This is a genomic window from Aerosakkonema funiforme FACHB-1375, assembly GCF_014696265.1.
Lineage (GTDB): Bacteria > Cyanobacteriota > Cyanobacteriia > Cyanobacteriales > Aerosakkonemataceae > Aerosakkonema > Aerosakkonema funiforme_A.
This window is the reverse complement of the sequence record NZ_JACJPW010000013.1, coordinates 62,372-82,938: the sequence shown is the minus strand read 5'-3', so window position 1 is coordinate 82,938 and position 20,567 is coordinate 62,372. Positions and strand designations below refer to the sequence as shown.

The 20,567-nt window shown below is 41.2% G+C and carries 16 protein-coding genes and 2 pseudogenes; 8 read left to right on the top strand and 10 right to left on the bottom strand.

Annotated features, from left to right (window positions below; translation table 11 throughout):
• Positions 1-141: 141 nt before the first annotated feature.
• Together H6G03_RS07370 and H6G03_RS07365 are read right to left on the bottom strand one after the other, a co-directional pair.
• Positions 142-366 (bottom strand): hypothetical protein, encoded by a 225-nt coding sequence (locus tag H6G03_RS07370; RefSeq protein WP_190463589.1) that lies wholly within the window; start codon positions 364-366, stop codon positions 142-144.
• A 53-nt stretch (positions 367-419) separates the two neighbouring features.
• Positions 420-782, bottom strand: a pseudogene (locus H6G03_RS07365) (ISL3 family transposase); the annotation flags it as partial.
• A gap of 345 nt (positions 783-1,127) precedes the next feature.
• Between H6G03_RS07365 and H6G03_RS39730 the strand changes: the two are divergent.
• Positions 1,128-1,202, top strand: a pseudogene (locus tag H6G03_RS39730) (CHAT domain-containing protein); the annotation flags it as partial.
• Between the two features lie 205 nt (positions 1,203-1,407).
• Complete coding sequence (locus H6G03_RS07355) at positions 1,408-3,069, top strand: alpha-amylase family glycosyl hydrolase (RefSeq protein WP_190463587.1); 1,662 nt, start codon at positions 1,408-1,410, stop codon at positions 3,067-3,069.
• On the opposite strand, the gene H6G03_RS07350 is transcribed toward H6G03_RS07355, so the two are convergent.
• Positions 3,066-4,511: a DUF3370 domain-containing protein gene (locus H6G03_RS07350; protein WP_190463585.1), complete on the bottom strand. Its 1,446-nt coding sequence runs from the start codon at positions 4,509-4,511 to the stop codon at positions 3,066-3,068. The two genes, H6G03_RS07355 and H6G03_RS07350, sit on opposite strands and share 4 nt — an antisense overlap.
• A 267-nt stretch (positions 4,512-4,778) precedes the next feature.
• On the opposite strand from H6G03_RS07350, the gene H6G03_RS07345 reads away from it, so the two are divergent.
• The gene (locus H6G03_RS07345) at positions 4,779-6,137 is read left to right on the top strand and encodes a hypothetical protein (protein WP_190463583.1); all 1,359 of its coding nucleotides are present in this window, start codon (positions 4,779-4,781) and stop codon (positions 6,135-6,137) included.
• Between the two features lie 118 nt (positions 6,138-6,255).
• On the opposite strand, the gene H6G03_RS07340 is transcribed toward H6G03_RS07345, so the two are convergent.
• From H6G03_RS07340 to H6G03_RS07330, 3 genes are all read right to left on the bottom strand, one after another.
• The gene (locus tag H6G03_RS07340; RefSeq protein WP_190463581.1) at positions 6,256-7,455 is read right to left on the bottom strand and encodes a catalase family protein; all 1,200 of its coding nucleotides are present in this window, start codon (positions 7,453-7,455) and stop codon (positions 6,256-6,258) included.
• A gap of 406 nt (positions 7,456-7,861) precedes the next feature.
• The gene (locus tag H6G03_RS07335; protein ID WP_190463580.1) at positions 7,862-9,508 is read right to left on the bottom strand and encodes a peroxidase family protein; all 1,647 of its coding nucleotides are present in this window, start codon (positions 9,506-9,508) and stop codon (positions 7,862-7,864) included.
• A gap of 69 nt (positions 9,509-9,577) precedes the next feature.
• Positions 9,578-10,600 carry a DUF2235 domain-containing protein gene (locus H6G03_RS07330; RefSeq protein WP_190463578.1) on the bottom strand — a complete coding sequence of 341 codons (1,023 nt, stop codon included), beginning with the start codon at positions 10,598-10,600 and terminating at the stop codon, positions 9,578-9,580.
• A 692-nt stretch (positions 10,601-11,292) separates the two neighbouring features.
• Between H6G03_RS07330 and H6G03_RS07325 the strand changes: the two genes are divergently transcribed.
• The 3 genes from H6G03_RS07325 to H6G03_RS07315 all read left to right on the top strand — a co-directional run bounded on the left by H6G03_RS07325 (position 11,293) and on the right by H6G03_RS07315 (position 14,749).
• Positions 11,293-13,221 carry a sensor histidine kinase gene (locus H6G03_RS07325; RefSeq protein WP_322111870.1) on the top strand — a complete coding sequence of 643 codons (1,929 nt, stop codon included), beginning with the start codon at positions 11,293-11,295 and terminating at the stop codon, positions 13,219-13,221.
• Between the two features lie 116 nt (positions 13,222-13,337).
• Positions 13,338-13,760, top strand: coding sequence for a peptide chain release factor 1 (locus H6G03_RS07320; RefSeq protein WP_190463574.1), 423 nt, complete (start codon positions 13,338-13,340; stop codon positions 13,758-13,760).
• A 113-nt stretch (positions 13,761-13,873) separates the two neighbouring features.
• Positions 13,874-14,749, top strand: a complete 876-nt coding sequence (locus tag H6G03_RS07315; protein ID WP_190463572.1) for an alpha/beta fold hydrolase — start codon at positions 13,874-13,876, stop codon at positions 14,747-14,749.
• Positions 14,750-14,841: 92 nt separating this feature from the next.
• On the opposite strand, the gene H6G03_RS07310 is transcribed toward H6G03_RS07315, so the two are convergent.
• Positions 14,842-15,270, bottom strand: a complete 429-nt coding sequence (locus H6G03_RS07310) for a DUF2358 domain-containing protein (protein WP_190463570.1) — start codon at positions 15,268-15,270, stop codon at positions 14,842-14,844.
• Positions 15,271-15,538: 268 nt separating this feature from the next.
• On the opposite strand from H6G03_RS07310, the gene H6G03_RS07305 reads away from it, so the two are divergent.
• Positions 15,539-16,390 carry a hypothetical protein gene (locus H6G03_RS07305; RefSeq protein WP_190463568.1) on the top strand — a complete coding sequence of 284 codons (852 nt, stop codon included), beginning with the start codon at positions 15,539-15,541 and terminating at the stop codon, positions 16,388-16,390.
• An 86-nt stretch (positions 16,391-16,476) separates the two neighbouring features.
• On the top strand, positions 16,477-17,868 hold the full coding sequence (locus H6G03_RS07300; RefSeq protein ID WP_190463566.1) for a hypothetical protein: 1,392 nt from the start codon (positions 16,477-16,479) through the stop codon (positions 17,866-17,868).
• An 85-nt stretch (positions 17,869-17,953) separates the two neighbouring features.
• Here the strand turns inward: H6G03_RS07300 and H6G03_RS07295 are convergent, their stop codons facing one another.
• From H6G03_RS07295 to H6G03_RS07285, 3 genes are all read right to left on the bottom strand, one after another.
• Entirely contained in the window at positions 17,954-18,874 is a 921-nt protein-coding gene (locus H6G03_RS07295; protein ID WP_190463564.1) for an iron uptake porin, read from the bottom strand.
• 356 nt (positions 18,875-19,230) lie between these two features.
• Entirely contained in the window at positions 19,231-19,641 is a 411-nt protein-coding gene (locus H6G03_RS07290; protein ID WP_190463563.1) for a YciI family protein, read from the bottom strand.
• Between the two features lie 124 nt (positions 19,642-19,765).
• A complete protein-coding gene (locus H6G03_RS07285; RefSeq protein WP_190463639.1) occupies positions 19,766-20,566 on the bottom strand; it encodes an ATP-binding cassette domain-containing protein in 801 nt (266 codons plus the stop codon).
• Position 20,567 lies beyond the last annotated feature (1 nt).

Genomic DNA, 20,567 nt, shown 5'->3' with positions numbered 1-20,567 from the left:
CGTATTCTAAGTAAAAACGATCACAATTTCGTCAGTAGGTGTCAGTTCAGAGATAAAAATAAAACCAGCCAGAGACCCGCTTATTTGCTTCTCTGGCTGTTCGTCTTTTTAAAGCTTTAAAGCCTTGTCTGGCTTGACTTGTCAGAATTTGCTGTAAAAGTCCGGTCTCGGCGCTGTTGCTTTTGGCTGAGTTTGCGGCTGAGCTTGCGGTTGAGCTTGCGGCTGGGATTTTGGCTCTGTTTTTGGCGTCTCCTTCGATTCAACAGCGTCTTTCTGCGGATTTTGTTCGGGAATTAACCGATTTTTCTCAGCTATTTTGGTAGCGGGTGCATTTGGAACTCGTGTGTCTATGAATGCCTGCGACACATTTGGTATAAACCAGTTTACTTCACCTGCTTTGACAACTGGTTCTTCCGTACTTAGTGTGCTAAATTGTAAGGGAAATGCCAGAGCAGTAAAGCGCGGATCTCAAAATTATGAAAATTATTAAAGCCAAAACCACAACGTTTTAACAACTTTAATTTATTATTAATTCCTTCAACTATACCATTGGTTATTCTCCTTTCAAAGTAACCTACCACCTCCGGGAACCAGCGCTTAATCGTAGAGACACTATTTCGGTAATATGGTTCGGCTTTCTTTAGCCAATCTAGTAGTTTTAATGTGCCTTCTCCTAAACTTTTGCTTTCTGAAAATAAGAGAGAAAATTCCTCTTTCAAGTCGTGCATAATTGCCACTGTCGGTGAAGCATCTTTAACTCGCCCTAATTTTTCTTTTTGCTTTACAGTTTCACTGTAATTTGCTGCATGGATAAAAGCAAATATTTTTTTTTGTAAATTTGATAAATTAAAGTGATTAATATATAAATGGCGATCGCGTTAGACCCCTCCCCAACCCCTGCCCTGCCAGGAGAGGGGCTCTCAGAAAGCCTTTTACAGTTACGATGGGAGTTTGAACTGGGTCAAATTGGGTAGGTTTTGTTGAATTTGTTGGGCCAAAGAGGTGACGATCGCCTCAAGCGTTTCCACTGGAAAGATACTTAAGAAAAGAGCAATTATCAAGCTAGCAATACCAATAATGAAAGCCAGTAAGCGCCCGCATCCTCCGGGATTAATTTCGGCAAAACCGAGCTTGTCGTCCTCAGCGCTTGCGAAACAGGACTCGGCAAAGATATTAAAGGAGAAGGGTTGATCGGCTTGACACTTATTATTGGGCAGCTTTTGTTGTGCAAGGCGAGTGGAAGTAGAATAGGCTGTTTGTATTGTAAAATACACAATTATTTTAAAAAAATATCTTGCTTTAGATAGAGGCAAAGATTAAGTAAAAACCACCTTAGAGAAAGATGCTATTAGCGGTTTTAAAAGCTTAGCATAATTTAGTATAAATTTCTGCTAAGATAGGAGTATTATGCCCGCTTTAATTGAATTTAAATTATTAGCCCCCAATAACAAAGAGGCCAAGCTGAAGGGATCTTTTTCCAATTGGGAAGAAATTGCGATGGAAAAAGACGATAACGATTATTTTCGGACACAAATTGAATTAGATGATGGCGTTTATCAATATAAATTTCGAGTCCAACTTCCTGGTGGTGGAGAGGAACAATGGGTAGAAGTCAATGACCCCTACGTAACTGCGATCGATCCAGCTACAGGAAATGGAATAGTGCGAATTAAAGAAGGTGAAAAGATTGTTGATACTTATGTTTGGCAGCACGATGATAAACCGCTCCCTCCGAATAGTAACTTAGTTATTTATGAGCTATTTATTGCGGATTTTTCGGGCGATGAAGATGACCCAAACAAACGAGAAAAATACCAAGATGTTATCGAAAAATTGGATTATTTGTCTGAGTTGGGGATAAATGCGATCGAACTAATGCCCGTCAACAAAAATCCCAGCGATTACGGCTGGGGTTACAGTCCAGAATACTACTTTGCCCCACAGCCTAACTACGGTTCAACCGAAGATTTGAAGCGGTTAATTGATGAATGCCACGGTAGAGGTATTCGCGTTATTTTAGACCAACTTTATAACCACTCATCTGAAGAATGTCCGCTACAAAAAATTGACCGCGATTACTGGTACTATCACGACCGTCACCATCCCGAAGACGAGTATTATTGGGGGCCAGAATTTAACTACGAATACTGGGACGAAAAACGCAATATTTGTCCTGCCAAAGAGTTTATGGGCGATGTGGTGCGTTTCTGGATTCAAGAATACCATATTGACGGCATTCGCTACGACGCATTAAAGCAATTGGATAACCGGGAATTCCTGCATTGGCTAACTCAAGAAGCGAAAAAAGCAGCGGGATCTAAACCTTTCTACAACATTGGCGAACACGTTCCAGAAAATGTTGATATGGTAGCTCCCAAAGGGCCGATGGATGCCTGCTGGCACGACAGTTTCTTCCATTTTATAATACCGCATATTTTCGGCGATAAGTTCGAGCTAGAAGAGGAACTGAAGAAAGTTCTAGATCCCAAGCGGCAGGAGTACCCAGAAGGCGTTACGAAGGTGGTTAATTATATCAGCAATCACGACCAAAAGCGCCTGTTAGAAAATTTAGGCGATCGCAACATTTTCGATGCAGCTGCATTTGGGCGTGTCAAGTTGGGAGTTGCGATCTTAATGACGGCTGTTGGAGTGCCTATGATCCGCATGGGCGAAGAATTTGGCGAATACACTCCCATAACTTTAGAGCATAGCAACCCTCTCAAATGGTCTTTGTTAAAAAATGACCGCAATCGCAATTTATTTGAGTATTTCAAAGGTTTAATTACCCTGCGGAAACAAAATCCTGCCCTCCAAACAGCCAACATCGAATTTTTTCACGAAAATCCAGAAGCAAAAGTATTTGCTTACGTGCGCTGGAATGATCAAGGATCGCGGGTTGTCGTTGTAGCCAATTTCTCAGATAAACATTTAGAAAACTATGAAATTCCCAACTTTCCGGCTAACGGAACTTGCCACGAATGGACAAATAATTACGATGTTGAATCGAAAGACGATCGCTTAGTTACCGATCTAGCTGAATACGAAGCAAAAGTCTTCGTTTTCGGTTAATTCTGTGCAGTTTTAATCGTCAGCACTTGCGGCGGCGTCGAATCTGGTGGATAAATAAAATCTAATTGCACCGTTCTGCGATCGCCTGCTGGCATTACGAGGGATAGCAAAGGTTGCAAAACCTCACCCATTGGTTGCCACAAATGCACGTAGCGAGTTACTTGTTGCCCTCGATCGTCTTTATACCGCAACCGCACGCTACCTCTAAACCAAGGAAAACCATAAGAGGGATTTCGGAAAATTAATCCCCCTTTACTCAACCTGTCTTCTTTCAAAGGAGTTTCCAAAGTTAAACTAACAGTCTGCGCTTCTTTCGTAGGGTTATAAAGAGGTAAATTAATATTGTATTCAATCGCGTAATTACCGTGCGCTTCATAAGCTGTATCTGGATAGCGCACCAGCATTTTCGCCGTTTGAATTTGATCGGTGCCTAACTTTCCACCGCGCAGAGTATTGATAGCATAAGAAATAGCTTGACCGCGCTGGGGAATGGTTAAATATTTTGTGTCAGGGCGATCGACTACCAACGCTTTCCATACAGAACCTTGCGCCACACCCGCAACGCGACCGTAAATCAATTGACCGCCAACTTGGTTTGGAGGAGTGGGAGTTTTATCGCGCGGGCCTGCTAAATTACCTGTATCTAAAAGTGCTTGCCATTCTGCTAAAGTGGGAGCGCGTTCCGTACCATCGGCATTTTGTTTAGCAAACATCGCCAAACTAGCTGCATAAACCTTACCGCTACTACGCAATCGAATTAACGCCGACCGACCGTTTTGCGGCTTTTCAAAATTCCGCACTGGCATAGGAAGATTCATCAACATCGCGCTTTGGCGGGGCGGAATAGTTAGCTTAGCAGGAAAATCTGCTTGTCGTTTACCTTGAAGTACATCATGTACGGCGCGATCGCCAGGGCCTGCATACACACTATTATCGGGATTTTCTACATAATGCGGCAGTTTAATATAGGGCGAATCTTGAGTTAAATAAGTTGCCGCTTGCAACACATCTACGGTAATTGCTTGAGAACCGGGATTATGCAGAATTACGCCTAAATAATATGTCTGCAAATCCTTCGGATTGATGGTTTGATGATGAACAAATATATCAAATCTTCCCTGAAATGGAAAGTTAAGGTGGGCTAGAGCAGCAGCTTTTCCTGTGGGCGGAAAAGTAGAAAGTAAAATTCCTTCAGTCTTCAACCATTCCGGACTATTGCTGTTAAACATCGGCACCGTATCTAAGCCTCCAGGCAAAGCTTTCACTTGCTGAGGTTGCACGATAATTTGTGGCGTTGGCTTTGGTGTTGGTGTCTCTTGGGCTAAGCTTAAACTTTCGGGCGAAGGTGGAAATTTTTTCCCGAATAACCAGTAGCCGCCCGCACCTGCAATTAGAACAAATAGGATGGAAATGATCGGAAGACTTATTGTTTTCTTACTCATGCTACTGGGATCGATCGCCTCATCGTGGTAGTTGTCAATAGTTTACTTTGAATATACGGCACTTAACAGACATTGAACTTCATCCGCCTCCCGGTAGACAGGTAGGGGTCGGGGGTGGGGTCGCTCCCCTTGTGATTGGGGTCACAGCCATCGCCTAATTTGCCTCACCAAGTTGTGGGGCGACTGTCATGCTCTATTAAAGTTGGCAATCACGAGCTACTCTATATAAAAAGATTACATTTAAAATCAAGAGTTCTCGCCAGGGTTATGCCGTCCCAAAGCTTCATACCTCCAGTCACAACTAACCACTCAACAGTCCCCAGGACTTCAACGTACAGCCGTGTCCCCCTGGACACTCGTCAAACGCAGCCTTCAGAACCAAACCGTCCTTTACCCCAGGAAATAATTTGCCAGTTTTTTTTAGAAATTGTTAAAAAATGGTCACCTGAGTTAGTTTTATCTGAATTTGAACGTTTATTTATTAATCCGACCAATCTAACTGGTTCGGAAATTCAACAAGCACTTAAAGAAATTATCTTATCTAAACAAGAAGTAGAATATAAAAATACATTAAAACGCAGTATTTATATTCTTCTCAATAACTGGATTTTCGGGAGAAAATACAAGCCAGCACACGAACTTATTGAACTGCTTTCTAATTCTTCAACCAGCCATAAAATAGTATTTCCTATAGTAAAAACTGTCAAAGCTTGGCTCAGCAATTTTATTAATAGCGAAGATTACCAAGAACTGAAATTATTTGTCTCTAAATATGACAACCGGGAAAAAGACCACTGGAAGAATCGCTACACTTCTTATTTATTAGCTCCTCAGTATGCCAACTCCAAAAATTTGCCAGAACAGCGCCAAGCTGCACAAGGACTTGCAAAGCAACTGCAAGAGCAGTTCAAGTTCGATTTGGCGATGTACACAGCGCATTCTGAATCTGCGGGGTTCAACTATAAGCGAACCCAAAACCCAACCGCGCTCGGTGATGAAGCTTTGCGTTTAATCAAGAAAGTTGTAGCAAAACGCGGCCCGTTTAGCTACGCAAACTTAGCCAATATTTTTGTCCAACAAACTCAAGAACTTTGCTACAAAGAGTTTAAGCAAAGCCTGCTAAAATATTTGGGATTTTATCTAGACAACCAAGGATTGGTAGAAACCCTAAAAACACAGCTAGGGAAAAAATTTGAAGTTCTTTATCCAAGCTCTAACAAAGAAGTGCTGAATAACTCTTTATTGCTCAAAACTTGCAATCGGGTCATTGAATATTTAACTACAGAAAGAGATGGAGAGCCTGGGGCGATGTTTGTTTCGTTAGCTTCACAAGGTAATCCTCTTACGTTGGCAATTCTGATACTCAAAATTCTGCTAATTTCTCCTTCGACGCGCACTCATTTAGAAGTTTGTATGGCTAAGTTGATCCAGCACTATGAATCTTATTGCCAAGAAGAATGTCAGTGGGTAATAAATTTTTTAGAAATTTCTAAAATTATCTTAACTATTTATATGGAAAATGTTCGCTACAACTTGGTTAATATGGAAAATGTTAAAATAGACGATCGACCTGTTGTTGATGGAGATAGCTATCGCATTTTTTCTCAAATTGAATGGGGTAAGTAAGAGCGAAATCAGCAATTAAGTTCTTTGCCTATTGCGCTTGAAAAAGTTAAAAGGGAAAGTTTTTTCTTTTTGGTCTTTCCCTTTTGGCAGCATCGTGATGTCGCTTCCAATTATTTCCTTAAAATGTTTCCGATCCTGTTGGTTCTTGGTAGGCAATACCTCGCTTTTGTTGGCGATAATTGGCGACAACAGGGTAAACAACACCGCGCAGTCGATTTATGCAACCAACCGGACGATGGACTGCTAGACCGTTCCAGGGAGAAAATCGCAAGTTTTCACAGAAATCGTATTGTTTTTCAAAATCAATGATTTGATGCTTGACGGTGAGACGACCTACTGTGAAGAAGGGTGATTCTCTTTCCTTCCAGGGAATTGTGGTATCGTCGATCGACATATTTGGGCTGGCTTGGAACTGAATGCCAAATTCCCAACAGTATTCAGCATCAGGTTTCCCAAGAGATTGAATGATATCATCCCGGTAGTAATTGTCCGGCTGATTCGGATCTAAGCCGAGTGCTTTAGCGCGATCGCCAAAAGGAAGTTTAGGAATTCCCGGTCGAGACTGGAATGCAATCCTGTCGTGGGGTGGCTGGGGTGAAACTGGAGTAAACGCATACTTAATCACAGCCGGATATTCCACAGGAACGACACTCGTCTGGTCGGGGTCGAAATCGGGCTTGAGACCCAAAGCAGAGGCTGAACTGCTCCAATACCGCTGTGTCAGTAAACTTTTCGGAACCTCGCCCGTACCCTTGAGGAGTGCTAAGAATTGCCTGGGATGTTGAAAAAGCCACTTCTTTGTTGCCTCCTTTGACTCAACGACAGCAGAAAAAAAGCCGTAGTAGTCTCGGATAGTTTTAACAAAGAAAAACACTGAATTGTGAACAATAATGTCCTGGGTTTTCGACTCATAGCTTTGCTCAAGCCGTTCCCCCTCAACCCCCATCACTTTCACTGCCATTGAGCGGGTGTCCGCCTCGTAATCATTTTTTATTTGGAAAGCCCCGTTGGCAAATCGCAGCCAAACAGGATATTGTTTGGGTGAAGAGAGCAAGCCTTGCTTGATGGAAATCTCTTTAACCTGGGAAGGAGTTAGCGCAGTGCGATCGCTCAATTCGCGTTTAATCGCTTCCTCATCAAAGTCAAAGATTTCGAGAATTCCTTTCACAGCAGCATGGCTTTTGGTATGGGTATCTCGCAGCGCCCGCTCTTTATCCTTGTACAGATTATCCATCCGAATCGTGACTTGTTCAGTCAGAAGATCGTAGTATTTGCGTTCGTCTTGTTCGGGATATTCCGTAAATAACTTCTTGTTCATCACAAAACCTTCGGTTAATCGCTAAAAAAGGCTCTACACAAACCGTTATCTCTGTTACTCCTTTCCCGCTGAAAGAATTCACAAAACCACAACGACTCGCTTGCCAACGGTGCAACGTTCTTGATTAATACTACATGACTGGGTTACTCCGGGTTGGTAAATGCGAAGAGATCCGTAATATCTATTACCGGAGTTCCCAGGATTTTGGGCGCATCTTGGCGAGCTGAGGCATAGGCTGGATTAACGAATATCAGTTACCCCATAAAGAAGGCGATCGCTTTTAAAAGCCTAGTTCTGTACATTTTTCTGATTGGCAAGATAATATTTGTCTTTTTCTTGCTCATTTTTGAGGGCGCAGGTGTGTTTGCGCCCTCAACTACCTTGAGTCTTAGTTGTCAGCTACAACTTAAAGATTGAATGAGACTTTGTACTTGCGATCGCTTGGTGGAACATTACGATTCACTAAATCGGAGACTGTTTTGGTATTTTGGATAATTTCCCAACCAACCTCCGAAAAAGTTTCCTTATTGAAGACTTTAGGCGATAACAAAGGATTAGTTAAAGCTTGGGAGAAAGCATCAATACCAATTATCCGTGCTACCAAAGGCGGAATTGCTGAATTTTGCCGCACATCTTCGGCGTACAATCCGACAAAGAATTCAATATTATCCACATGACCGTACAACTCTTTTAATTTCTGTTGAGCGTATTCGTCACCCGTAATTTGATTGAAATCGGTCACTCTGGGATAACCACAAATTTCGCGGTAATCGTTATAACTGGCTAACTGCGCCTGCCGTCCGAGTTTAACAGATGCTAGTTCGGTAGCATCAATAAAGGTATAGGGTGTGCCTGCGATCGGAAAATCAGGTGTGTTAAACAAACCAATTCTAGTGCCTGGTTGGGAACAAGTTTCTTCCATCAATGCACCCAACCCTTTATCGATTAACATCTGATTATTCCAGAGGGAATCGTACATAGATGTTTCTTTGCCGTCATAGATAAAGTTTTCAGGAAGCGCACTATGCCAGCGATAGACAAAACTAAACTCAATCGCCATCCAATTTTCTCGATACCAACTTTCCTTGGTAAAAGCTTCCGGATCGGCAAAGAACCTAAAATTATAAGGCGTAATGTGGAAAATGTACTCTTCCATGATGATATTGAGAATAATCACCATGAGAATATTTCTGGCGGTTTGAAAAAGTCTCTCATCGTCCCAATCTGGATAGTTTTTGGACAAAACATCACAAATTCGATTATGCTCCCTGATACATAAAGTGTTGAGCATAACATAGCCAATTTGGACGTTTGCCCGTTCAACTCCCATTGCAAAGATCTTGGCTTTCTTTTCGGGGGGTTGCCTTTTCTCATCATTAATTGGCTGATAAAGACCTTCAAATTGAGGATCGATAATACCCTGTTCGGGATCGGCATAATAAAAGAGTGGATACTCTTCTTCTACGCCATCTTGGCGCTTGAGTTTTTGGGTTTTAAATTTACCGTCTTTGAAAGCTCTGATCAGATTTGTTTGTTTGCGGGTCAACCCGTAAACATTACACATATCAATCTGATGGTTGGAGGTATTTTTGAAGCGGTTTTCCCGATCGATCCGCAGAAAACTATCTGTAAACCACTGCACCCAATAGGGAAAGAGCAGAGTCGATTTGTCCGAATAAATGGTTTTTCCGTCTCTTTTTTGGAATAATGTCTTTACTTTGTCGAGTGGCGGCAAATTCCCTTCTTTGTTAAATTCCGGTTTGGGAGGTAAATGTCGTCCTGTATAAGTCTTGTCTGTCAGTGAATCCCAAGAGGTATAGGTATCAGTTTTCTTGGGATGATCTGTCCCTGGAATTTTGGGATCTAGGCCCATTAAGCTATAGGGAAGCGGGCGCGTCGGAAGTTTGTAAATGATACTATTCAGAAAAAATTTGTTTAGCTTACGTTTGAGAGGCTCGTAACTTTGAACTAAATCCCAAATTGGCTTGAAATGAGTCAAGGTATATGCTAAAGCTTTGTTGCTCAATCCATCTCTAGATGTATCTCTTGCCATGATTGCTTTTCCTTTTGATTGTTGTAGATTAGATCGTCTTCTTATGTTCGGTTACGAGAGAAAGTTTTCTCATTTTTCTACATTTTGAATTACTTTGGAGATAACCTTTTGCAGATTCTTAGGACGATAGTCTTGGCGTTTTTTCAATCGCTCGATCGTGCTTTCGTGAAGCTCCTCAATAGCATCGCCCACCTCGCGGAACTTGATTCCTGCCAATTTGAAGAACCCAGGATCGTTTTTAAAATCAATGTCATAATTGGGATTGATACCTGTGGGAATGGCACTTATATCGAATTCAAGCCCCAATCCAAGGTTACGGGTTGAATCGATCATCCATTGTAAGGCGGCATCTGATAACCCCCTGTATTCTTCCGTTCCACCGCCGACGCAGCCATGCTCGCCAGGAAACCAAACTTGAATAACCCGCTGATTCTCAGCATCAGGATTTTTCTTCATAGGCGTAACATCAAAGATTTCGCGAACTTCGTCGATCGCCACGGCGTGCAACGCATTCTGAATCAACTGATTTAAAGTGGTGTCGTGAAATCTGTACCTCTGATTGAGCTGATCGTGAAACTTCTTGAAGGCGGCTAGACCGGGAATACCAAGCGCTCCCACGGTGTCGAAACAACCAAGCAAAGTGATGGGGACGCGATCGCCGTATTCTTCGCGGTAATCCCTTGCTACACGATCCTTTGGTTTAATACCTCGGTTACGGTAAAGCTCGTAAGCTTCCGATGCTCTGGTAACATAAGGGCGATCTAGCAGACCGGAGCAATAGATCATCCCCGCTAGACTCCTGACTGTGTAAGCACCGCGACTGAACCCAAATAGATAGATTTCATCACCGCGCTCATAGTTGAAAGAAAGAAAACGATAGGCATCTTGTATATTTCGATCGATTCCCAGTCCAGTGGCTCCGCCCAAAATCTTGTTACTCTCTACTCCAATTCCCTCATCATAAAAAACGATCTGTGGAACTCCGTCACTACCTCTCGATTTCACTGCCTGGGCAAGCTTAACTATATTACTTGGGTAACTACTATTTAGTTGTTGCCAAGTTCCATCACAGCAAACGATCAAACGTTTCATTTTTTCATCCTCTCCTTGAATTTTAAATTTAATAGCGAGCGACAATCAGCCATTGCTTACTTCCTTTGCAAATCGTCAATTATTTATTGCGCTTCTATCGCGTCAGGTTAGTGTTCCTAATTTATGCTCCAAACTTGTCATAATACTCCAACGAGTCTTATTTATTTTTATTAGCGAAAATTATCTACTAAACAATATTTATACTTTACTGCCTTTCAAATGTCAATCTTAACTTGGAAATAATAATTTTTATTAATCAAATCTTATCACAATATTAAAAAGTAGGAAAAGTAGGAAAAGTAGGAAAATAACGAAAAAAGGACAAGTAGTCACAGTCAGTTCACCAGATTTTCTCTTATAGCAGCCCAAGCCAAGCCCAGTACTGATTTTTTAGCTTTTTGGCGATCGTTTTCACTCGAATCGCTAAAATCCCGGAAGAAAAAAGTATAACTTTTTACTTAAAATAGGAAACTGTAATTTTTCTGATGAATGCGATCGCAGACCTTGAGTAAATAGTATTGTAGCCTATTCGATCGTACCACTTTCGGTTTCACTGGAATGTTGTAAAATTTGGCACACAGACTTTTCAGTTTTTATTGTTAAATAGAGAAGGGCAAGCTTTTGAGAGAGAGAATATGGAACTTTCTGAGGGAAGAGTAAGACTGTGTGAACAATCCACTTTAATAGCTTCCATGCAATCTTATTCCAGAAAAGCCGCTAGTACTGTACTTTTAATTGGTTGTGTAGTTATTGCTGGTTGGATTTTTGATATTGCCATCCTCAAAAGCATATTACCGGGACTGGTAAGCATGAAAGCCAACACAGCTATTTGCTTCATTTTAAGTGGGACATCCCTACAGTTGTGGCATAGAAAGCTGAAAAATATCTCTAGGCAACCACACTTACGTATAGCCGCAGTTGCGTGCGCCAGCTTAGTTATTTCGATCGGTCTGCTGACATTAATTCAGTATGGTTTTAACTTAAATTTTGGCATTGACGAACTTTTCTTCAAAGACAATACAAGCGCTGTTGGCACTGCATATCCAGGACGGATGGCACCCAATACCGCTCTGAATTTTTTCTTGCTTGGCTCTGCTCTACTACTGTTAAATATAGCGCGACTCAAATATATTTTAGCACACTCATTTACTTTAGTAGCATTCTTAATTGCCAGCCTGGGTTTATTAGGCTATATCTATGGCAATTCCTACTTTTACAAAGCAGGCTCTTCTTATACAGCTATGGCATTGCATACAGCCATAGCATTCATTTTACTATGTTTCGGCATTTTGTTTGCTCGTCCGGACAGAGGATTGATAGCTGTTGTCTCTAGCAATAATGCTGGCGGGATTATGGCTAGACGTTTGTACCCTACTGCGATCGCTATTCCGCCAATTGTGGGGTGGTTAATATTATCCGGCTACCGCTCAAATGTCTACACTGCTGAAATGGCAATATCCCTGTTGGGGGTATTGAATGTTGTCGTTTTTGCGGTTTTAATTTGGTGGAATGCCAAAGAACTTGGAAGTATAGATGAGCAGCGTTATCGAGCAGAAAAAGCACTAAAGGAAGCTAATGAAGAATTAGAAAATCGAGTTTATGAGCGCACGGCTCAGCTAAGCAAAACTAATGAAGAATTGCAAAATGAAATTGCCGATCGCAAACTAGCTGAAGAAGCTTGGCGGCAGAGTGAAGAGAGAGAAAAACAAAAATCCCAGCAACTCGAACTCGCTTTACAAAAACTGCAACAAACCCAAAGTCAACTGATTCAAACTGAAAAAATGTCCAGTTTAGGGCAGCTAATCGCAGGGGTCGCTCATGAAATCAACAACCCGATCAATTTTATTTACGGCAATATCAATTACGCTCATCAATACTGCCAAGATTTACTCGCTCTCGTACACCTTTACCAACAGCACTATGCCCATCCCGTGCCGGAAATAGAGCAAAAATTAGAAGCGATCGAACTAGATTTTCTCATAGAAGATTTAGCCAAACTGCTCACTTCAATGAAGTTAGGTGCCGAACGCATCCGGGAAATAGTTCTTACTTTAAGAAACTTTTCTCGCCTGCACGAAGCCGAAAAGAAACCTGTGAACATTCACGAAGGAATTGATAGCACCCTACTGATTTTGCAGAGTAGATTAAAAGCTAAGCCAGATCGTCCACCGATTCAACTTATTAAAGAATATGGCGATCTGCCCCTAGTGGAGTGTTACGCTGGGTTGCTGAACCAAGTATTTATGAATATCTTAGCTAATGCGATCGATGCCCTCGAACAAACAGACAATTCCAGAAGCAAAGCAGCCGGAGATAAATCTCCAATCCAAAATCCAAAATCCAAAATCCAAAATCCCCAGATTCGGATTCGCACTGAAAAAATCAACTCCACTCAGATCGCAATTAGCATTGCTGACAATGGCCCAGGCATGACGGAAGAAGTGCGCCAAAAACTATTCGATCCTTTCTTTACAACTAAACCAGTCGGTAAAGGCACCGGTTTGGGGTTGTCTATTAGCTATCAAATTGTTGTGGAAAAACATGGTGGCCAGCTAAAGTGCATTTCAACACCCGGTAAAGGGGCGGAGTTTGCGATTGAAATTCCCATCAGACAAAGCTAAACTAGCCAGACCTCAGACAGAAAGAGCCTTCCAGAAAGTACCGCAATCATAGACTGGCGCTACTGGAAACTCGCCAGTCAAGATAAAATTAAATCAATCTCTTAGCTGGAAACAATATGCGAGATCCTCTGGGTAGCTTAAAACTCCTGCCTTGGTCATCTTTATTACAAGTTTCTGTCCTCACCACACTTATTGTTATCATTGTAGAGTTGCTAGTAGGTTTAGGGCTGAAATACTCTTCTATAGTCGAAGCAACGCTAAATTTTATATATTCAGGCCCTACTGGTGTATTCATGAATTTTCTCGTAGCAGCTTGCGTGGGTGTACTCGCAGTTTACTTACTTGAGCGATTTTATCCGCAAGTGAGAATCAATGCCGGTGTTTTGTGGGCGTTAATTCCCTGTGTAGCCTTAGTTATTGCTTTCAAGTTACTCTTCCCTCTACCAGCTATTCTAATGAATTTCAAACAAAATCCAAATCAGTTAATGGGTCTTCCCATTGGCATTTTTTGGCAAGGTCAGCGATACTGGTGGCGATAAATCGCTGGTTGTAATTTAACGTAGGGTGGGCAATGCCCATCAAAATGTCTGTTCCCTTTTTTCTTTCTCGATGGTGGGCAATGCCCACCCTACCATTTATTTAGGAAATATCAATGTCTGTTATAGAAAATTCCTGGCAGCACAATTATATTAATACTAATGGGATAAAGCTGCACTGCGTAACTCAGGGAGAAGGTTCCCTGATGCTGATGCTGCATGGATTTCCTGAATTTTGGTATTCTTGGCGATATCAAATTCCACAATTTTCTAAGGATTTTAAGGTTGTCGCCCTTGATTTACGCGGATACAATGACAGCGATAAACCAACAAATAAATCTGCTTATGTGATGGATGAATTTATCAAAGATGTTAAGGGCGCGATCGAGACATTAGGTTACCAAAAATGTGTGCTTGTAGGGCATGACTGGGGTGCTGCGATCGCTTGGAATTTTGCCTACACTTATCCGGAAATCGTAGAGCGATTGATTATTATGAATGTACCTCACCCTGCCAAATTTTTCCAGGCTTTCTTTACAAATCCGCAACAGTTGATGCGTAGCTGGTATATCTTCTTTTTTCAGTTACCTGTACTACCGGAATTTGTTTTGCAATTATCTGATTACAAAGCAATTAAATCAGTTTTTATTAAGACGACTTTTAATAAAAACAACTTTGCTTCAGCAGATATCGAAACATACAAAAATGCCGCTGCCAAACCAGGTGCTATAAAAGCGATGTTGAGTTATTATCGCAATATTTTTCGGCAGGTATTTATCAAAGAAGTCTGGCAAATTCTGGAAGTTCCTACACTGATGATTTGGGGAGAAAACGATACAGCCCTTGGGAAAGAACTCACCTACGGTACAGAAGCTTATGTCAGAGATTTTCAAATTAAGTACATCCCCAACTGTAGTCACTGGGTACAGCAAGACAGACCCGAAGTTGTAAATCAATATATGCGAGAATTCCTTGCCGATTATATTTCTTAATTTATTTGCACTGGCTCTAATCCAGGAAGCCGAAAGTAGCTGAATGCCTGACATTCAAAATATTTTTGACTTTTGACTTCTGCGTAGCGGCGCTAGCTTTCTCCTCCCTTGCGAATGAACTGTTTCAAAATTTCGCCAGGAGGGCGATCCCAGATATCAATATGCTCGTATATCAAAATATCTTTGTTGAGTTTGTAAGTAGAGTAGCCGTTGAAAAATATGCGAGCTTTCCAGGGAAGACGCAAAATACCGCGCACAGTCCAATTGGCCAAAATGATGTCCGGCTCTGTCTGATTCACGTCATGGAGATCGAAGTATATTTCCGTAAAAAATAGTTTCGCGTGAAATCGCAGCGTCCAAAAAATAATGCGATAATTAAATTTTCCTTTAAATTTGTTAACCGGGTCTTGAAAGTAGATATCTTGGCTATAAATATCGTAGGAGATATCTTTCTCAAAAAGCGTCGGTAAGTCTTTTTTGAGTGTATTTAGTATTTGTTCCACTTGCGATCGATATTCCACGGGCTCAGACCACCATCTGGAAAAATTAAAAATGGTATGGGGCGAGGTTGGGTAGTTACCCAGCACCTAGCCAAAGCTGTAGTATTTTACCACGGCATAGTATGGGAGAGCGCAAAGGTGAAACGGAAAGGCAGAGGTTGCTTTAGCGCTGGCGGCTAAATTGGTAAAAGCTTTTTTTCAAAAAAGCTTCACTCTCCGCGCAATAGCGGACAGCGATCGCGCTACCATAGAGGCAATCCAGAACGCGATCGCATTGCTAGATATTATTATGAAAACTATATCCAAAATCCTAGCAATTATAGCATTTTTTAGCGTAATTTTTTTAGGCGTAAAATTACGCAGCCATCCTTGCAAATTCCAAGTGACGAGTGGAGAAGCCATCAGTGTACAATCAAAAAAGCGTATTTACAATAAAATTTTTAATGACCAAACTTGTCCACCCAAAAAAATATTTTTATCAGTTCCAGATAACCTCAAAACCGAAACTGGAAAACCCATCACCTTTAAAGGAAATCAGTCTGCTCCAAAAATTACTACAATAATTAGTGTTTCTAATAAAAGCAACCGATTTTTTGTAGGACGTATCGACCAAATAAGAGGGCAGTGGGTTTATACAAAGTACGACACTTGCTTGGCTTGGAAGTGGAGCGTTGAAAAGGAAGAACAAGTTCTTCACTTAAGCTTAGAAAAAAATTTAGATATTTATTCTGAAGAACTTGAAAAAATTATTTTTATTGTTTCTATTCCATTTGAATTAATTGAAAAAAATCCCGAAATATGGGTTAAACCATACACATGGAATCGAGTTGGAGGATTTTATAAACAAGCTCTACGGGGGAATCCAGAATTAACTGAAGTTTTGCGATCGGTGGAAGAAGATAATCCAGAGAGTAGCGATATCTTTTACCCAGGTAAAGAAGTTTCTCCTAGCCTTGCTAGCGAGCTTAACGATATAGACAAGATGGGAGGAGTACACTACAATAGAGAGCTTGAACAGAACATGGTTCAGCTAGACGCCCAAGGATATCAAGCCAGCCCGCAATCTGGTTACTGTGCCGTTCCCCAAGATCTAGTCGATCCGACAGAACCAAATAAGTGTAATACTAATTCTGACAAATAAGGGTGAGTTTAGCAACCAAGCCCACCACAAATTGTCACATTAAACCCACTCCTACCTTACCCTAAAGCTGTAGCCATCGATATTTTATGAGTAAAGAGAGCCAACCTGTTTCTAGGATACCAAGGCTTGAAAAGAAATACCGGGATGAAACCAGATTGTGGATAATTCTACTTTGTTTAGTATTGTTGGTGCTACTTTTCTTTAGTTTTGCCCAGTTTGCTATTCTCGATAACTTTTTTAAAACAACATTTAACATTCCAGACAGAGCTAAAGTCTTCGGAATTCCTACTAACAACTTACTCGGTTTTATTGCTACGGCAACTCTACCTATAACTGTTTTGATAGATGAGTCAAATATCTTAAACGAAAAGTTAAAATTTATCTTACCTGTAGTAGGGAAAAATTTTTCAACAATATGGATAGTATTTCTAGCAGATCTTTTTCTGACAGCTCTTGCTTTTTTAGAAAGTAACCAGTCTAGAGATTTTAACATCCTGTTGAATTTAGTCACATCTTTTATGATCGGAGCTTCGTTTTCAACATTTATTCTTTATTTAACCAAAGGAATGACTGCTGTTGGAAATAGGGCTAGCTCTGCATGGCGAAATTTACAAATAGTAAGCGTTTATGGGATCGATCCAGTACCCTACGGAGATGACGAAAAAGTAAGACTCAGTACCGAAGCTGAGATCGCTAGAGAAGAAGCTACTAAATTACGGCAGTTACTAGAAGAAAGCCAGCTTAAATATGGGCGCGATATCCAGGAATTAAAAGATAAAATTTCTGTTTATCAAAATCATCTGGGTTCTTTAGGAAAACTTAAAGACAATTTTAAACAAATTAAGGAAATGTTTCAAGAATTAACTCCTAAAAGTGAAGTTTTTTTTGAAAAGTTTACTGCTATAGAAGAATCAATTAGTAATTTTATTACTGCCAAGTTAGAAAGCAAGGAAGCAATAGAACGGGATATCAACACAATTTCCTCCAGAACAATCATAGAGCCGGATATACCAGAAATTCCAAAAGTAGATAATGCCAATACAAATTTACCTGTATTGATAGAACCTAACGCAATATCAATAACAAATTTGGAATTTCAGGACGTATGGCCAAATTTAACCTTACCATCAGAAATTTCTCCGATAATTATAGGTCTTTTAAATGCTATGGAACGGCAAAATTTCCCCGTTCCTCAAGTGGGAAGATATACACCAAAAAATAACCTGGCAAGTTGCACAGTATTACAATTTGAAGCTTATAAAATAATAGTCTATTGTAGAGATGAAAATTATATACGAGGAGAAAGATGGGATAGTTCTGATGAGCTAAAATTTAAATGTAAATTGATGCAACAAAATATCAGAGGTTTTCTCACTTTACACTTTACAGAACAGGAATTACTCAGCAATCCTGGAAATGTTTTAGAACAAATAAAAAGTGCGATCGCCATGAGAAAATCTATGAATTTCGATGGATAATAAAACCTCTCCCGTATTAGTGAAAACCTCAGTTTTAGGCACTGGTTACTCCGGGAGAAGCATAGATCGTAACTTTTGCGAGTTTTCAGCTTTCATAAAGAGTATCGATTCCACTCCAAGGCGAATAGGAGTTCGCGTAGATTTGGCTGGAATTAAAAAACTCATCGCTGTAAGCTAGAAACTTAGAAATAGCTTCAGGGGCAAAATCTAAGAAAAAGTTAATGCGATCGCGAATGTAAATCCGATCGATTGGGCGGGCTTCCCCATAAATTTTCAGGCTTGACGGGACTTGGATATAGCGATAATCAAACAACGTTTTGTTAAGAAGAGAAACCTCGATATCGCAGCTATCATCTAGATTTAATATTGCCTCACAATTGAGCTTTGCGGTTGCAGAAAAATGCTGCGCTTCTAACTTGGTAGTGCCTGCTTCTAAGGAGTCTATTCCGCCGTATAAAATAGCAATTTCCGCTGCAAATTCCTGCCGCAATCGCTGCACTATCTTCAAATCTTCTCTAGGTACTTCGCAAGCGTTTAAGGCAATTAGTTCTTGAATTTTTTCCAAACAGGTATTTAAACGAACTGCAAATTCATATCTATTTAAAAATCGATCGCCCCAATAACTGTGCTGCCGATAAATGTGAAAAAGATGGTATCGTTCTACCAGAGATACCAGCGCCTGAAATGCCCAATCAGTTGGTTGTACCTCTGACAGCCAAGCAAAACTCTCGTTTGCTATACCCTCTTTTTCGTTAGCCGATCGCACGTCAAAATTCGGCTGTCTTGAGAAAGTGGTACGATCGCTTTTTCCCCAATCCCTGACTGATTCTAAAAAATCAGTCGCTTCATCCTCTTCATCCCCCCCAGAGAAAGAGGATGAATAAGGGCTAAAACCTTTACTCCCATCTGCTAGAGATTCTGTCACCTGCATAATGCTGGCAATTAGTAAAAGATTGATGAATGCAGCAGAACCAAATGGTAAATTTTCCCAAAAAAATTTCGGCATTGTTTATCCTCGCACCTGGGGACATCTCTGGGTTAGTGAAATCCTGATGTATAAAACCTAGCAGGACTTTTTCTTCACGTTAGAGTCTCTTGCGATTTTAACTTACGGCAATTACTTACGTGTTTGTACTGCGGCTAAATATATAATTTTTGTCGAACTATTTCAAATATAGTAATATTACGACTTGACAAAAGTACAAATATAAATAAAGTAGAGACTTTTCATGAAACGTCTCTACTGGGACATTGGGCGCGGGTTGAAATTATTGCAGCCCCAAATGCCCAATCTACAACGTTTATCCCCACAATTAAAAACGGGGTATAAAACTGAATTTTATCTGATATTCTTTGTAGAACTTACAGCACAGCCCTTTGCGGTTCCGAGAGCGTTATCCGAATAGTGATACTGCCGTCATTGAGTAACCACGGGCGGACAGTAAAAGTACGGGCATCGCTCGCGTGCATCGGATCGGCTGCGGCGATTTCCCGTGCGTGTTCGGGAGAATTTGCTCGCAAGATCATCAAACCGTCTCCTTCAAAAAACTGACCGTCATCTGTCCACATTGGCCCAGCGCCAAAAAGGACATTTTGATTTTCTAGCTCTTTGAGATAAGTTAGATGAGCTGGTATATTTTGTTTAACTAGCTCCATATTTTGAGCAATTGAAGTGACAACATAAAGCTGCATTCGCAAAGAGTTACTGGAGGCTTCGATAATTTTGGCAGCTTCAATTCTTTCGCGTTGAACGTTTTCGGCATTCGTACTCATGATTTTTGCTTGCAGATTTTCATGTTGTGGAAAGCTTTTTATATTCTATAAGTTGCGGTGAAGCTAGTTTTCATCAATATTACGGCTGATCGACAATGTAAATATATCCTCAAATCGATCGCCATCACTGCCCCAAATAAGCTTCTAACACTTGGGCGTTTTTCTGAATTTCCACAGGAGTGCCATCAGCAAGGTTACGACCTTCAGCTAATACCCAAATGCGATCGCACAGGGACATAATCACATCCATATTGTGTTCGATAATCAGAAAACTCATGCCCTCGCGATTCCACGCTAAAATGCGATCGCAAATTTGACCGATCAGCGTCGGATTCACCCCAGCTGCCGGTTCGTCCAACAAAATCAATTTGGGATCGGTCATCAACGCCCGTCCCATTTCCAGCAGCTTCCGCTGTCCCCCAGACAGCGCACCCGCATAAGCGCCAGCCATGTGAACCAATCCCACCGACTCCAAAATCCGCATCGCCCGTTCCCGCAGCTGTTTTTCCTCCTCAATTACTTGCTTGGGCTGCAACCAAACATTCCAGAAATTTTCACCAGTTTGCTTCTGCGCCCCCAAGAGCATATTTTCCATCACTGACAGTCGGGATAACACCCGCGCCACCTGAAAAGTGCGTACCATACCCATTTGGGCAATTTGATGCGGCTGCAACTGTTGAATTGGTTCCCCATCAAAAATCACCCGTCCGCGATCGGGACGAATAAAATTAGAAAGCAAGTTAAACAGAGTAGTTTTACCGGCACCATTCGGCCCAATTAACCCTGTGATGCTACCTTGGCCAACCTCGATCGCTGCATTGTCCACGGCTGTGAGACCGCCAAAATTCTTCACAAGTCCGCTAGCGGCAAGTATAGGCGCTTTGGCAAGGTGGGGCTGTCGTTTTTGCTCTTCCGCTTGTGTCAAG